The 13,817-nt window shown below is 68.3% G+C and carries 10 protein-coding genes and 1 pseudogene; 3 read left to right on the forward strand and 8 right to left on the reverse strand.

What is annotated here, in order from left to right; genetic code table 11:
• Window positions 1–67: 67 nt before the first annotated feature.
• The 4 genes and pseudogenes from MF609_RS14540 to MF609_RS14555 all read right to left on the reverse strand — a co-directional run bounded on the left by MF609_RS14540 (window position 68) and on the right by MF609_RS14555 (window position 5,003).
• Window positions 68–778, reverse strand: a complete 711-nt coding sequence (locus MF609_RS14540) for an SDR family NAD(P)-dependent oxidoreductase (RefSeq protein ID WP_242417007.1) — start codon at window positions 776–778, stop codon at window positions 68–70.
• Between the two features lie 68 nt (window positions 779–846).
• Complete coding sequence (locus MF609_RS14545) at window positions 847–2,043, reverse strand: GGDEF domain-containing protein (RefSeq protein WP_242417008.1); 1,197 nt, start codon at window positions 2,041–2,043, stop codon at window positions 847–849.
• Window positions 2,044–2,191: 148 nt separating this feature from the next.
• Window positions 2,192–2,650, reverse strand: a pseudogene (locus MF609_RS20085) (MASE1 domain-containing protein); the annotation flags it as partial.
• Window positions 2,651–2,747: 97 nt separating this feature from the next.
• Window positions 2,748–5,003 carry an NADP-dependent malic enzyme gene (locus MF609_RS14555; RefSeq protein ID WP_242417010.1) on the reverse strand — a complete coding sequence of 752 codons (2,256 nt, stop codon included), beginning with the start codon at window positions 5,001–5,003 and terminating at the stop codon, window positions 2,748–2,750.
• A gap of 167 nt (window positions 5,004–5,170) precedes the next feature.
• On the opposite strand from MF609_RS14555, the gene mutS reads away from it, so the two are divergent.
• Window positions 5,171–7,741 carry a DNA mismatch repair protein MutS gene (gene mutS / locus MF609_RS14560; protein WP_242417088.1) on the forward strand — a complete coding sequence of 857 codons (2,571 nt, stop codon included), beginning with the start codon at window positions 5,171–5,173 and terminating at the stop codon, window positions 7,739–7,741.
• A 5-nt stretch (window positions 7,742–7,746) separates the two neighbouring features.
• Here mutS and MF609_RS14565 read toward each other — a convergent pair whose 3' ends face one another.
• Window positions 7,747–8,292, reverse strand: a complete 546-nt coding sequence (locus MF609_RS14565) for a PH domain-containing protein (protein ID WP_242417011.1) — start codon at window positions 8,290–8,292, stop codon at window positions 7,747–7,749.
• A gap of 176 nt (window positions 8,293–8,468) precedes the next feature.
• On the opposite strand from MF609_RS14565, the gene MF609_RS14570 reads away from it, so the two are divergent.
• Together MF609_RS14570 and MF609_RS14575 are read left to right on the forward strand one after the other, a co-directional pair.
• Window positions 8,469–9,419: a glycoside hydrolase family 43 protein gene (locus tag MF609_RS14570; RefSeq protein ID WP_242417012.1), complete on the forward strand. Its 951-nt coding sequence runs from the start codon at window positions 8,469–8,471 to the stop codon at window positions 9,417–9,419.
• Between the two features lie 6 nt (window positions 9,420–9,425).
• Window positions 9,426–10,355, forward strand: a complete 930-nt coding sequence (locus MF609_RS14575; RefSeq protein WP_336944663.1) for a glutaminase — start codon at window positions 9,426–9,428, stop codon at window positions 10,353–10,355.
• 295 nt (window positions 10,356–10,650) lie between these two features.
• Here MF609_RS14575 and MF609_RS14580 read toward each other — a convergent pair whose 3' ends face one another.
• From MF609_RS14580 to MF609_RS14590, 3 genes are all read right to left on the reverse strand, one after another.
• The gene (locus MF609_RS14580) at window positions 10,651–11,001 is read right to left on the reverse strand and encodes a hypothetical protein (protein ID WP_242417013.1); all 351 of its coding nucleotides are present in this window, start codon (window positions 10,999–11,001) and stop codon (window positions 10,651–10,653) included.
• Between the two features lie 83 nt (window positions 11,002–11,084).
• A complete protein-coding gene (locus MF609_RS14585) occupies window positions 11,085–12,389 on the reverse strand; it encodes an amidohydrolase family protein (protein ID WP_242417014.1) in 1,305 nt (434 codons plus the stop codon).
• Window positions 12,386–13,789, reverse strand: coding sequence for an amidohydrolase (locus MF609_RS14590; RefSeq protein WP_242417090.1), 1,404 nt, complete (start codon window positions 13,787–13,789; stop codon window positions 12,386–12,388). Before MF609_RS14590 ends, MF609_RS14585 begins: the two co-directional genes overlap by 4 nt.
• Window positions 13,790–13,817: the final 28 nt, after the last annotated feature.

Genomic DNA, 13,817 nt, shown 5'->3' on the forward strand with positions numbered 1-13,817 from the left:
TGGCGGGCTGGCAAACGATGCGAAAGAGCGTCGCCGACCATGGCAGGTCACCCGCATGTAGGAAAGTTCAGGGCGCGATCTCGGCGCCGTCCCATGCGAAGATGCGGCCGCTCTGCGCCGGGGTCAGGCCGTCCAGCACCGCCAGCAGCCGCCCGGCGCTATAGGTCGGCGAGAACAGCTTTTCCGCTGGCACGCCGCGCTGGAACGGCTTGCTCAATCCCGTGTCGACTGTGCCGGGATGGAGCGCGACGCACACCGCCTGTGGTCGGCTGCGCGCCAGTTCGATCGCGGCGGTGCGGACGACCTGGTTGAGTGCGGCTTTCGACGCGCGATAGCCGTACCAGCCGCCCAACCGGTTGTCGGAAATGCTGCCGACCCGCGCCGAGATGCAGGCGATGGCGGACGGCGCGTCCCTTGCCAGCAACGGCGCGAAATGCCGGAGCGCCAGCGCCGGGCCGATGGTGTTGATCGCGAAGAGATGCGCCAGTCGGTCGGCGTCGAGGTCGCGCAAGGACCGTTCCGGGCCGGCTTCCTCATCGTGCAGGATACCGGTCGCGACGATGACGCGGGTCAGTGGCCCGTCGATGCGCGCGGCGGCAGCGGCGATCGAGGCAGGGTCGGCGATATCGACGGGCAGATAGTCGACCCCGGCCGGCAGCGTATCGGGTTCGCGGCGGGCGGCGGCGATGACGCGGCCATGGCGGCCCGACGCGGCGAGCGCGGCGACCAGCGCCGCGCCGATCCCACCATTGGCACCGATGACGAGGGCGCTTTCCAACCGACTGCTCCTGACCGATCCGACCGACAGGAGACAACGCGCCGGCTGCAGCCCATTTCCCTGCCCCTTCAGGCAGCGAGGCGGAGCGTGTTGCGGCCCTCGCGCTTGGCGGCATAGAGCGCGTCGTCGGCGCGCTTCAGCACGGTTTCGACCGTGTCGCCATCGCGTAGCCGGGCGATGCCGATGCTGATGGTCACCGCCGGATCGGCCGGCTCCCCTTCGATCGCGGCGCGGACGCGTTCGGCGACCAGCAGCGCGGTCTGGGCCGAGGCATCGGGCAGGACGATGACGAATTCCTCGCCACCGAAGCGGCCGATGCTGTCGGTCGCCCGCACCAGCCCCTGCGCGGTGAGCGCGACCCGGCGGATCACGGTATCGCCGACCTGATGGCCGAACCGGTCGTTGATCTGCTTGAAATGGTCGATATCGAAGATCGCGACCGACAGCGGGTAGCCGTCCCGGGTTGCCGACAGGATACTGCGGTCGAGCTGGTCGAGGATGCGGCGGCGGTTGGCGATGCCGGTCAGCGCATCGGTTTCGGCCGCCATGGTCGCGATGCGCGCTGCCTCCTCCGCCCGCAACCGTGCTTCGTCGAGGCTGCGCTCCTGCGCCACCTGCGCGGTGATGTCCTGAATGATGCCGAACAGGCCGAAATCGTCGTCACCGCTGTGGCCATCGATCTCGCCGCGCGAACGGACGTGACGCACTTCGCCATCGGGCCGCACGATGCGCGCGAGGAAGTCGAACGGTTCGCGACGGTCGATCGAGCGATCGATCTGGTCGCTGACGCGGGCACGGTCGTCGGGGTGATAGGCGCCAAGTGCCTGGTCCAGCGTCGGCGGCACGTCGTCGGGCAGGCCGTGAATCCGGAACACCTCCTGCGACCAGAAGATAGTGCCCGTCGCGATCTCGACCCGCCAATGTCCGACCTGTGCGGCGCTTTCGGCCATCTGCAGCAGCCGCATCCTGTTCGACAATTTGTCGAGCAACTGCGTGCGGGCGGCCAGCAGCGACGCGATCGGCAACGCGCCGAGAAACAGCGCCAGCAGGTAGAATTGCAGGAACAGGCTGCGCGTCAGCAGGTCGAGCGCCGCAAGCCCGTCCGGTCCCCGCCCCAGCGCCACGCACACCGAGCTGACCAGCGCCACGATCAGCACCCCGCCCGCCGCGCCGAACGGCCCCAGCCGCACGACGGCGAGGATGACGGCCAGCATCGGCAGGAACAGCAGCGGATAGCGGGTCTGCCAGAAGGCTAAACCGCTCACGAGGCCGACCAACGCCAGCAGTGCCGCAATTTCCAGCAGCTGGCGCGGCGCGGGTCGGATACGACTGCCCTGAAAGCTGCGGCAGACGATTGACGATCAGCGGGGTCACGATCAGCGCGCCGAGCAGGTCGGTCGAAAACCACGACAGCCAGAAGGCGACGGAGCGAACCGGCGCGGCGGCAAGGGCGACGGTTGCGCTGACCGCCGACGCCAGCAGGACCGCCTTGCAGAAGCAGCCCAATCCCGCCGGCTGGGTAAAGGACAGGCGACAGCGCGCCCGCGTCCTGAGGAGCCACGCGGCCAGTGCGGATTCGATCATGTCGGCGGCGGCGAAGCCGAACGCGTTCGCAACGTCGAGCCCGCTTTGCAGATTGGCGACGACGCTGGCGATCGCGGCGACCGCGATGAAGGCGGCGGCATGGCGCGCCGGTACCAGCACCAGCACCGCGAGCAATATCCCGGCGGCGGGCCACAGGGTGGCGATCCCGTGCCCACCCTGCGTCAGCGTCAGCGCGCCATAGGCCACCGCATAATAGGCGATGCCGGTGGCTGCCAGAAGCAGGAGCAGCCGGCCCGTCGGGGCAGTGCGGGAAACGACGCGAACCATCCGCAATCGTTAACAGCGCGCGGTTAACGGATTGCTATTGCTCGTTAAAGCCGTTGGTACGGCGGGGACATTCGCGCGGCGAACGTCCCCGGTCCCGTCACCCCACCATGCCGCCGGCGGCCAGCACGGCAAGTGTCACCAGTTCGTTGGCGGTCGAGGTCATCGGGGCGATCTGCACCGGCTTTTCCATGCCGATCAGCATCGGGCCGATCACGTCGTCGCCGCCCAGCTCGCGCAGCAGCTTGGCCGAGATGTTCGCCGATTGCAGTCCCGGCATGATGAGGACATTGGCCGGACCCGACAGGCGAGCGAAGGGGAAGTTCGCCATCTGGCGCGGGTTGAGCGCGACGTCGGGGGCCATTTCGCCTTCATATTCGAAGCCGACCTGCCGCTTGTCGAGCGCGGCCACGCCGTCGCGGACGTTGTCGATCCACTGGCCCGACGGGTTGCCGAAGGTCGAATAGCTGAGGAACGCGACGCGCGGTTCGTGGCCCATGCGACGGGCGACGGCGGCAGTGCGTTCGGCGATATCGGCCAGTTCCTCGCCCGAGGGGCGTTCGTTGATCGTGGTGTCGGACATGAACACCGTGTGGCTCTGCCCGACCAGCAGGTGGATGCCGAACGGCACCTTGCCATCGACCGGATCGATGACGCGGCGCACGTCGCGGAACGTCTGCGCATAGGTGCGGGTGATGCCGGTAATCATCGCGTCCGCCACGCCCAGCTGCAGCAGCACCGCGCCGAAGGTGTTGCGATCCTGGTTGATGAGGCGTTCGGCGTCGCGCTTGAGGTAACCGCGACGCTGGAGCCGTTCGTAGAGGAAGTCGACCATCTGCGGCACCATCTCGCTGGTGCGGCTGTTGTGGACTTCGTAATCCTCCGGGTTGGCGACACCCAGAGCGCGCAGCCGGTCATGCACATCGTCGCGGCCGACCAGCACCGGCATGCCATAGCCGCCTTCCTTGAACGCGATCGCGGCGCGCAGCACGACTTCCTCTTCGCCCTCGGCGAACAGCACACGCTTGGGATGCGCCTTCGCCCCCTCATAGGCCATGGTCAGGACCGAGGTGGTCGGGTTCAAACGCGCGCGCAGCTGCTGGCGATAGGCGTCCATGTCGAGGATCGGGCGCGTCGCGACGCCCGAATCCATCGCCGCCTTGGCAACCGCCGACGGCACCAGTTCCATCAGGCGCGGGTCGAACGGCGCGGGGATGATGTATTCGGGGCCGAAGCTGTGCTGCGTGCCATAGGCCAGCGCGACTTCTTCCGGCACGCGTTGCCGCGCCAGTTCGGCGATGGCGTTGGCGGCGGCGATCTTCATCTCGTCGTTGATGCCGGTGGCGCGCACGTCGAGCGCCCCGCGGAAGATGAAGGGGAAGCCGATGACGTTGTTGACCTGGTTCGGATAGTCCGAACGCCCGGTCGCGACGATCGCGTCGGGGCGTGCGGCCTTGGCCAGTTCGGGGCGGATTTCCGGCTCCGGGTTGGCCATCGCGAAGATGATCGGCGACGGGGCCATGTCCTTGACCATTTCGGGCTTCAGCGCGCCGGCGGCCGACAGCCCCAGGAACACGTCGGCGCCGTGCAGCGCCTCGGTCAGGGTGCGGCGGTCGGTGGCGGCGGCATGGGCCGACTGCCACTGGTTCACGTCGTCGCGGCCCTGGTAGATCACGCCGGTACGGTCGCACATGATGACATTGTCGTGGGCCACGCCCATCGCCTTCATCAATTCGGTACAGGCGATGGCGGCGGCGCCCGCGCCGTTCACCACGACCTTCACCTCGGACAGCTTGCGCTTGGTCAGCAGGCAGGCGTTGATGAGGCCGGCGGCGCAGATGATCGCGGTGCCGTGCTGGTCGTCGTGGAAGACCGGGATGTTCATCCGTTCGCGCAGCGTCTGCTCAATGATGAAGCATTCGGGCGACTTGATGTCTTCGAGGTTGATGCCGCCGAAGCTCGGCTCCATCAGCTCGACCGCGTCGATGAAGCGGTCGACATCCTCGGTCTTCAGCTCGATATCGATCGAATCGACGTCGGCGAAGCGCTTGAACAGGACCGCCTTGCCCTCCATCACCGGCTTCGACGCCAGCGCGCCGAGATTGCCCAGCCCCAGGATCGCGGTGCCGTTGGAGATGACCGCGACGAGGTTGCCCTTGGCGGTATAGTCATAGGCGGTGGCAGGGTCTTCGTGGATCGCCTTTACCGGCACCGCGACGCCGGGCGAATAGGCGAGCGCGAGGTCGCGCTGCGTCGCCATCGGCTTGGACGCGATGATCTCGATCTTGCCCGGACGCCCTTCGGAATGGAACAGCAGCGCCTCGCGCTCGGAAAATTGGTCGGTGGTTTCGGACACTGGCGCTCTCCCGTTTGGATCGGCTTTACGCAGGGGAAGGCGGGTCGGGCAAGGGTGAAGGTCCGGCCGGATACGCTTTGACACGCTTGCGCCGCGGCATCCCCGGGCGGTATCGCCGCGCCATGGCAAGCAAGGCTCCGGGAACCGATTCCCCCGCCCCCACCCCGATGATGCAGCAATATCTGGCGTTGAAGGCGGAGGCCGACGACTGCCTGCTCTTCTATCGCATGGGCGATTTCTTCGAGCTGTTCCACGACGATGCGAAGATCGCCGCCAGTGCCCTCGACATCGCGCTGACCGCGCGCGGCGAGCATGAGGGGGCGAAGATCCCGATGTGCGGCGTGCCGGTGCATTCGGCCGAGGGCTATCTGGCTCGGCTCATCAAGGCGGGGCACCGCGTTGCGATTGCCGAACAGGTCGAAAGCCCGGAGGAAGCGAAGAAGGCCCGTGGGTCGAAGGCGCTGGTGGCGCGCGCCATCGTCCGCGTCGTCACCGCCGGCACGCTGACCGAGGAAGCGCTGCTGGATGCCCGTGCGGCGAACTGGTGCGCGTGCATCGGCGAGGCGGCGGGCGGCGTGGCGATCGCCGCCGCCGATGTTTCGACCGGCCGGTTCGAGGTGATCGAGACCGACGCCGCCGGGCTGACCGCCGCGCTTGCCCGGTTGCAGGCGGTCGAGGTGGTGGCGGCCGAAACGTCGGCGTTCGCGGAGGTCGCGACGCTGTTGCGGAACAAGGCCGATTTCGACAGTGCGGGCGGCGAGGCGCGGTTGAAGGCGCTGCACGGTGTCGCGACGCTCGACGGGTTCGGGCAGTTTTCGCGCGCGGCGCTGGCGGCGGCGGGCGGGTTGATCGCCTATCTCGACCATACCGCACGGGGGCAGTTGCCGTTCCTGCGCCCGCCGGTCTGTGCGGCGGACGGACAGTGCATGGCGATCGACGCGGCGACGCGCGAGAGCCTGGAGCTGACCCGCACCGCCGCCGGCGCGCGGGCGGGCAGTTTGCTGGCGGAGGTCGACCGGACGGTGACCGGTGCCGGCGCGCGGTTGCTGGCGAGCGATATCGCCGCGCCGTTGATGGACCGGCCGATGATCGAGGCGCGACTGGCGGCGGTCGGATGGGCGCATGACGATCCCGGCCTGCGCGACGAACTGCGCACGACATTGCGCGCGCTGCCCGATATCGGCCGGGCGCTGGGGCGGATCGCGGCGGGGCGCGGCAGCCCACGCGATCTGGGCCAGTTGCGCGACGGGTTGAGCGCGGCATGGACGCTGGGCCAGCGGCTGGACAAGATGCCCGCCGTGCCGCCGCTGATCGCCGAACTCGCCCCCCGGCTGCGCGGGCATGGCGAGCTGATCGACCTGTTGACGCGGGGCCTCGTCCCGATGCCGCCGATCGATGCGGCGGCGGGCGGGTTCGTGGCGGAAGGATTCGACGCCGCGCTCGACGCGCTGCGCGATACCGGGGCCGGCGGACGGCGGGCGATTGCCGCGCTGGAGGCGCAATATCGCGAGCGCACCGGCATCGCCGCGCTGAAGATCCGGCATAACGGCGTGTTGGGCTATCATGTCGAGGTGCCGGCGCGGGCGGCCGACAAGCTGATGGCGGCCGACAGCGGCTTCACCCATCGCCAGACGCTGGCCGGAGTGGTCCGATTCAATGCGCCCGACCTGCACGAGGCGGCGCTGAAGGTGACGCAGGCGGGCGCGCACGCGCTGGCGGCGGAGGCGGCGCATCTGGAGGCGTTTACCGAAGCGGCGCTGGCGAAGCGGGAGGGCGTGGCCGCGACGGCGGATGCGCTCGCCCGGATCGACGTGACGGCGGCGCTGGCCGAACGCGCGGCGGAGGGTGGCTGGGCGCGGCCGGAACTGGTCGACCATAGCTGCCTCGACATTGTCGGCGGGCGGCATCCCGTGGTCGAGAGCGCGGTGGCGAAGTCGGGCGGACGCTTCGTCGCCAACGACTGCCGCCTGTCCGAATCCTCGCGGCTGTGGCTGGTCACCGGTCCGAACATGGGCGGCAAGTCGACCTTCCTGCGACAGAATGCGCTGATCGTCGTGCTGGCGCAGGCGGGCAGCTTCGTGCCGGCGACCTCGGCCACGCTGGGGCTGGTCGACCGGTTGTTCAGCCGGGTCGGCGCGTCGGACAATCTGGCGCGGGGCCGATCGACCTTCATGGTGGAGATGGTCGAGACGGCGGCGATCCTGGCGCAGGCGACGCCGCGGTCGTTCGTCATCCTCGACGAAGTCGGGCGCGGCACCTCGACCTATGACGGGCTTGCCATCGCCTGGGCGGTGGTCGAGGCGATCCATGAGGATAATCGCTGCCGCTGCCTGTTCGCGACGCATTATCACGAGCTGACCCGGCTGGCCGAGCGGTGCGACGCGCTGTCGCTGCACCATGTCCGTGCGCGCGAGTGGAAGGGCGATCTGGTGCTGCTGCACGAACTCGCCGAGGGGCCGGCGGATCGCAGCTACGGTATCGCCGTCGCGCGCCTTGCCGGACTGCCGCCCGCGACGCTGCAACGCGCGAAGGCGGTGCTGGCGAAGCTGGAGGCGGGCAAGGCGAAGACCGGCGGCATCGCGGCGGGGCTGGACGACCTGCCGCTGTTCGCCGCGATGGCGCCGGTCGAGGAAGCGCCGGTCGACACCTTGCGCGACGCGCTTTCCGCACTGGATGTGGACGCGATGTCGCCGCGCGAGGCGATGGACGCGCTGTACCGGTTGAAGGGGCTGGCCTGAGCCGATCAGCGCGCCGCCAGCAGCCCCTCGATCCGCAGCAGCGCGTCGCGCATGTCGATCAGGACCTGCCGATCATTGTCGACCGGCGCGATATCGGGCGCGGCGAGCGCGTCACGCTGATCGAGGATGCGGTCGCGCACCGTCCGGGCGTCGAGCAGGCCGACCAGATCGGCGTCGGACTTGCCGTTCGGCGAACTCGACTGGCCGGCGGTTTCGATGCGCAGCCGCAGCAGCCCGAAGGCCGACAGCAACGGCCCTTCGCGGATCGAGATATCCTGAATCTTGTCGAGCGGAATGGTGAGTTCGCGGCGGAACAACAGCCCCTTGCCGATCACGACGTTGCGGTCGGTCACCTCGCAGCGCAGCGCCGCATGATAGCGCTTTACCCAATACGGCCCGATCACCAGCCAGATCGGCAGGACGAGGAGGCCGACCACCGTCGCCGCGATGACCGCCGTGCAGTAGCAGAATAGGTAGATGCGCAGCTTCTGGCTGAAGGTGCCGCGCAGCAGGACGGGCGAGCGCGGGCGGTGGTCGGTCGGTTCGTGCATATTGTCCCCCATCGCCCGTTGGTCGCATGTTCGCCACTCAATGGGAACCGGCGCGCTCCCCCTGACGTCACCCCGGACTCGATCCCGGGTGACGCGTAGATTACGCAACGACCGCTTTGCAAAGCGCCCACCGCGCGATAGCGACGCTGGTAACGACTTGGAGAGATGCGATGCAGATGACACGGCGGGACTTGCTGGCAGCCGCCGGCGCGACGATCGGCACTGCCGCCCTGCCCGCCTTCGCCGCGCCGCGCGGCGACGATGTGTTCCTGCTGAGCTATTTCACCGACAAGGATGAAGGGCGTGCTGGGCTGAAGCTGGCGCGCAGCGACGACGGGTTCGTCTTCACGCCATTGGGCGGCGGGCGCGGGTTCCTGACGCCGGAGGTCGGCAAGGACAAGTTGATGCGCGACCCGCATCTGTGCCGCGCGCCCGACGGCCTGTGGCATCTGGTGTGGACCAGCGACTGGTTCGGACCCGTCATCGGCCATGCGACCTCGCGCGACCTGATGCAATGGTCGGCGCAGCAGACGATCCCGGTGATGACCGCGTTCGAGGGCGTCCGCAACAGCTGGGCGCCCGAGACGGTGTACGATCCCGTGCGTCGCGATTTCGTGATCTTCTGGTCGAGCAGCATCGACGGCAAATATGGCGCGACCCCGGGCGAGCGGTTCGACGGGTTGAAGCTGCGTCCCTATTACACCCGGACCCGCGATTTCCGCAGCTTCAAGCCGACGAAATTGCTGTTCGATCCGGGGTTCGATTCGATCGACTTCACGCTGCTGAAGCTGCCGCAGGGTGGCTATCGCATGATCTACAAGGACGAGACGCACGACGTCGAACAGCGTCGCTGGGTCGTCAGCAGTTCGGCGGCGTCGCCGACCGGGCCGTTCGGGCCGGCGAGCAAGCCGTTCAACCCGACCATGACCGAGGGGCCGAGCGCGGTGTGGATCGATGGCCGCGCGGTCGTCTATTACGACGTGTACGAACAGGGCCATTTCGGTGCGGCGTCGACCACCGACTTCGTGACCTGGCGCGACGAGACGGCGCGGGTGAAATTCCCCAAGGAAGCGCGCCACGGCACGGTGCTGCGCGTGCCGCGCGCGTTCGTCGACGCGATCGCCTGACGCCCCGTGGACCTGTCCGCGATCGTTGCCGACATCGCCGCCGAAATGGCCGATGCGCCCGATCGGGGCGCGCCGGCCGACTATATCCCGCCCTTGGCTGCCGTCGATCCGAAGCGGTTCGGGATGGCGGTGATCGAGGCGGACGGCACCTGCCATCTGGCGGGCGATGCGGAGGAGAGCTTCTCGATCCAGTCGGTGTCGAAGGTGTTTGCCCTTACGCTGGCGCTGGGCGCGGTCGGCGATCAGCTGTGGAAGCAGGTCGGGCGCGAGCCATCGGGCAGTGCGTTCAATTCGATCGTGCAGCTGGAGAGCGAGCACGGCATCCCGCGCAATCCGTTCATCAATGCCGGGGCGATCGTGGTCGCCGACATCCTGCTCGGCCGCTACGAACCGCGCGAGGCGCTGGGCGAGTTGCTGCGCTTCGTCCGCGCGGCGGCGGGCGAGGACGGCATCTACATCGACGAAGCGGTGGCGAAGGCGGAGCAGGACACCGGGTTCCGCAATCTGGCGCTGGCCAGCTATATGCGCGCGTTCGGCAATCTCCACCATGATCCGCACATCACTTTGGGGGTGTATTTCCACCAGTGCGCGCTGGCGATGAGTTGCCGGCAACTGGCGCTCGCGGGGCGCTATCTGGCGGCGGGCGGGGTGAACCCGACGACCGGGCGCAACATCGTGTCGGCGCAGCGAGCGCGGCGGATCAACGCGCTGATGCTGACCTGTGGCCATTATGACGGATCGGGCGAGTTCGCCTTCCGGGTCGGGCTGCCCGGCAAGAGCGGGGTCGGCGGCGGTATCCTGGCGATCGCGCCGGGGATCGCGTCGATCGCGGTGTGGTCGCCGGGTCTGAACGAGCGGGGCAATTCGCAGCTGGGCACGCTGGCGCTGGAGCGGCTGGTGCAGCGCACCGGGTGGTCGGTGTTCGAGCCGCGTTGACGCGACACGCTTCTCACCGCGACCGTTGTCCCGGCGCGGGCTGGGATCTCGCCGTTATCGAGCGCGCGCCTCGCCGCGGGAGACCCCAGCCTGCGCTGGGGTGACGGTACCCGAACCGATCGATGTTCAGCCCCCATCGACAATGTTCGTCATTCCCGCGCAGGCGGGAATCCATAGCCGCTGACGTCTCGGCTCTATTTCTGACGCTGGCGTATATGGACTCCCGCCTACGCGGGAGTGACAATGGGGATTGTGTGATTCGGAAAGCCGCTGAATGTCGATCGGCCCTGGTCGCTTACCGCTGCGGTGCCGGCTGCGGGGTGAAGCTCGTCACGTTCGCCATGCCGTTCGCGCCGAAGGTGATGATGTGGCGCGATCCTTCCTGGCAGGTGGCGACCCAGCTGCCGGGCTTTTCGCCCTTTTCGGACTTGGTGACGCCCTGGCACGGCAGGCCGGCATCGCGGATCGCGCGGATGAACACGCCGTCGCGCTGGCCGGGCGACAGGGCGTCGACCTTGGCCGCGGTTTCCTGTGCTTCCTGCGCATTGGCGGCGGCGGCCTGATTGGCGGCGGCCTGCTGCTCCGCGCTCGGCCCGCACGCCGCCAGCATCAGCGATCCACCCAGCAACACCAGCAACGCACGCATGTCTTGTCTCCCCATCGAAGCCGCAGGCGCGGCGACTGTCCGTATCGGACAAAGCCTGGCCGCGCCTGCAGGTTCCCTCATCCTTACCGCTGATACGCCTTGGGCAACCCCTGTTCGGCGGGCACGAGATAGCGGTCGCGCAGCCGGGTCTGGCGGTTGGTCAGCGGCTGTTCGACACCGTCGATGAACAACTGCGTCGGGGCCGATCCGATCTCCAGCGGATCGCCGTCCCAGATCACCACGTCGCCGCGCCGTCCGACGCCGAGCGAGCCGATCTCCCCCTCCATGCCGATGGTGCGCGCGGGCAGCGAGCTGATCGTGGCGAAGGCGGCGTTCCAGTCGAGGCCGGATGCGCCCGGCACCTTCGACAGTGCGACAAGGTTGCCGGCATATTGCCGCACCAGCCGCGCCTGCCGGGCTTCGTCGTCGCCGATCATGCCGATGCCGACGACCACCCCGGCAGCCTTCATCCGGCCGATATTCGACTGGGTGGCGGCCAGCTGTTCGAAGCTGGCGGGCAGGTCGGACAGGGCGCTGGCCAGCACCGGCACGTTCGCCGCCGCGATCTGCTGCGCGACGGTCCAGCCTTCGCTGGCGCCGACCAGCACCGGCTTCAGGCCCGTAAACTCGCGTTTCAGGGCCAGCACGCCGAGGATGTCGGAGGCACGTTCGACATGGATCAGCAGCGGGACCTGTCCGTTCAGCACCTTCTGCAGCGCCTGTGCGTCGGCACGGGTCAGCAGCGCTTCCTTGCCGCGATCGGCGAAGCCGGCCGGGTTGCGGGCATAGGCCTGCGCCTCGAACAGCGCGTTGCGGAACATCGCCATCGCCGCCGGGCGGCTGCCGCCGGCCGCACGCGCGCCGGCTTCGCCCCATTCCATGAACTGGAATGCCTGCGGGCGGGTGACCGCGTCCATGTCGTTGCCGAGGTCGATGACCGCGCCTTGGCCGGCAAAGATCGAGGCGCCGTTGTCGGGCGCGACGATCGCGCGAGTGATGCCGTCGGTGCGGTTGATCGCCAGCGGGGTCGCGCGGGGGTTCACGGCCGATGCGATGTCGAGCCCGGCGTTGAACACGCTTTCGCGCGCCGAAGCGTCGTTGGTCGACGACACGCCGTCGACCTCGATGATGCCCAGCCGCGAAAAGCCCGCGACGAGGCCCGGCGTGACATAGCGCCCGCCGGCATCGATGGTGCGACCACCCGCAGGCGCGCCGCCGCGTCCCGCACTGACGACACGCCCGCCGCGCACGACGACGGTGCCGCCCTCGATCGGGGCCGATCCGTCGCCCAGCACGAGCTTCGCATTGGTGATGGTCACGTCCTGCGCGATGGCAGGGGCGGCAAGGGTGCTGCTCACGAGCAGCGCGGCGAGGAACAGGCGCTTCACTTCACATCCCCTTCGCCGGGCTGGCCGAGTTCGAAATCGGAGACCGGTCGCAATTTCGGATTGTTCGCGTCGTAGAGCAGCGCGCCGTCGACCCACACCATCTGCGGGCGGGTATAGACGCTGAACGGATCGCCGTTCCACAGCACCACATCGGCCATCTTGCCGGGCTTGAGCGAGCCGGTGACCTTGTCGATGCCCAGCGCGCGGGCGGGGTTGATGCCGAGCCACGTCCATGCATGTTCGGGCGTCACGGTGATGCCGACGCGGCGGGCAGAGGCGATGACCTTCGCCACTTCCTGGTTCAGTCGCTGGATGCCGTTGGCATCGTCGGAATGGATCATCGCACACGCGCCCTGCTGGTCGAGGATCGCGAGATTTTCGCCGATGGCGTCGTAGCTTTCCATCTTGAAGCCGTACCAGTCGGCCCACACCGCCGAGCAGACGCCCCGCGCTTTCAGGAGGTCGGCAATCTTGTAGCTCTCGACGGCGTGGTGGAAGGCGGTAACCTTGTACCCCATCTCCTGCGCCATATCCATCACGATGGCCATTTCATCGGCGCGGTAGCAATGGTTGTGGACGAGGATTTCGCCGTCCAGCACGCCGCGCAGCGTATCCATCGCCAGGTCGCGGCTGGGGGCCTCGCCACCCTCCTCCTCATATTTATCCCATTTGCGGTCGTACTCGCGCGCCTTGAGCCATGTCGCGCGATCGACCGCGACATTGCCCATGCGGGTCGAGGGCATCCGCCCCTTCGACCCATAGACGCGCTTCGGATTCTCGCCGCACGCCATCTTCAGGCCATAGGGCGCTTGCGGAAACTTCATCGCCTGCATGGTGCGACCATAGACGTTCTTGAGCGTGACCGAGCGACCGCCCATCAGGTTCGCCGAACCGGGCAGGATCTGCAGCGTGGTGACACCGCCATTGGTGAGCGCGCGGGCGAACCCCGGGTCCTGGGGCCAGACGCTGTGTTCGGCCCATACCTCGGCAGTGACCGGGCCGGTCATCTCGTTGCCGTCGCTATGCGCGTCGACGCCGGGGCTGGGATAATCGCCCAGATGGCTGTGGACGTCGATGACGCCGGGCGTCACCCATTTGCCCTGTCCGTCGATCACGGTCACGCCGTCCGCCGCCGCGATCGATTGCCCGACCTCGACGATCTTGCCATCGCGGAACAGCACCGATCCACCGTTGATCCGCCCGCCCTCGCCATCGAGGATGGTGACGTTGGTGACCAGGGTGGGCCGGCCCGGGTAGGCGCGATAGGTGGAGGGGAACGGGTCGTGGTCATAGCCCTTTCCGGCGCCCGGCCCCTTGCCCTTCGGCGCATCGGCGGATGCGGAGCGGACCCCCTTGCCATCGCTGGTACAGGCGACCAGCCCGGCGGCCAGCGCCACCATCGTCCATGTTCGGATCACGCGAAAACTC

Source organism: Sphingomonas panni (assembly GCF_022664435.1).
Lineage (GTDB): Bacteria > Pseudomonadota > Alphaproteobacteria > Sphingomonadales > Sphingomonadaceae > Sphingomonas > Sphingomonas panni.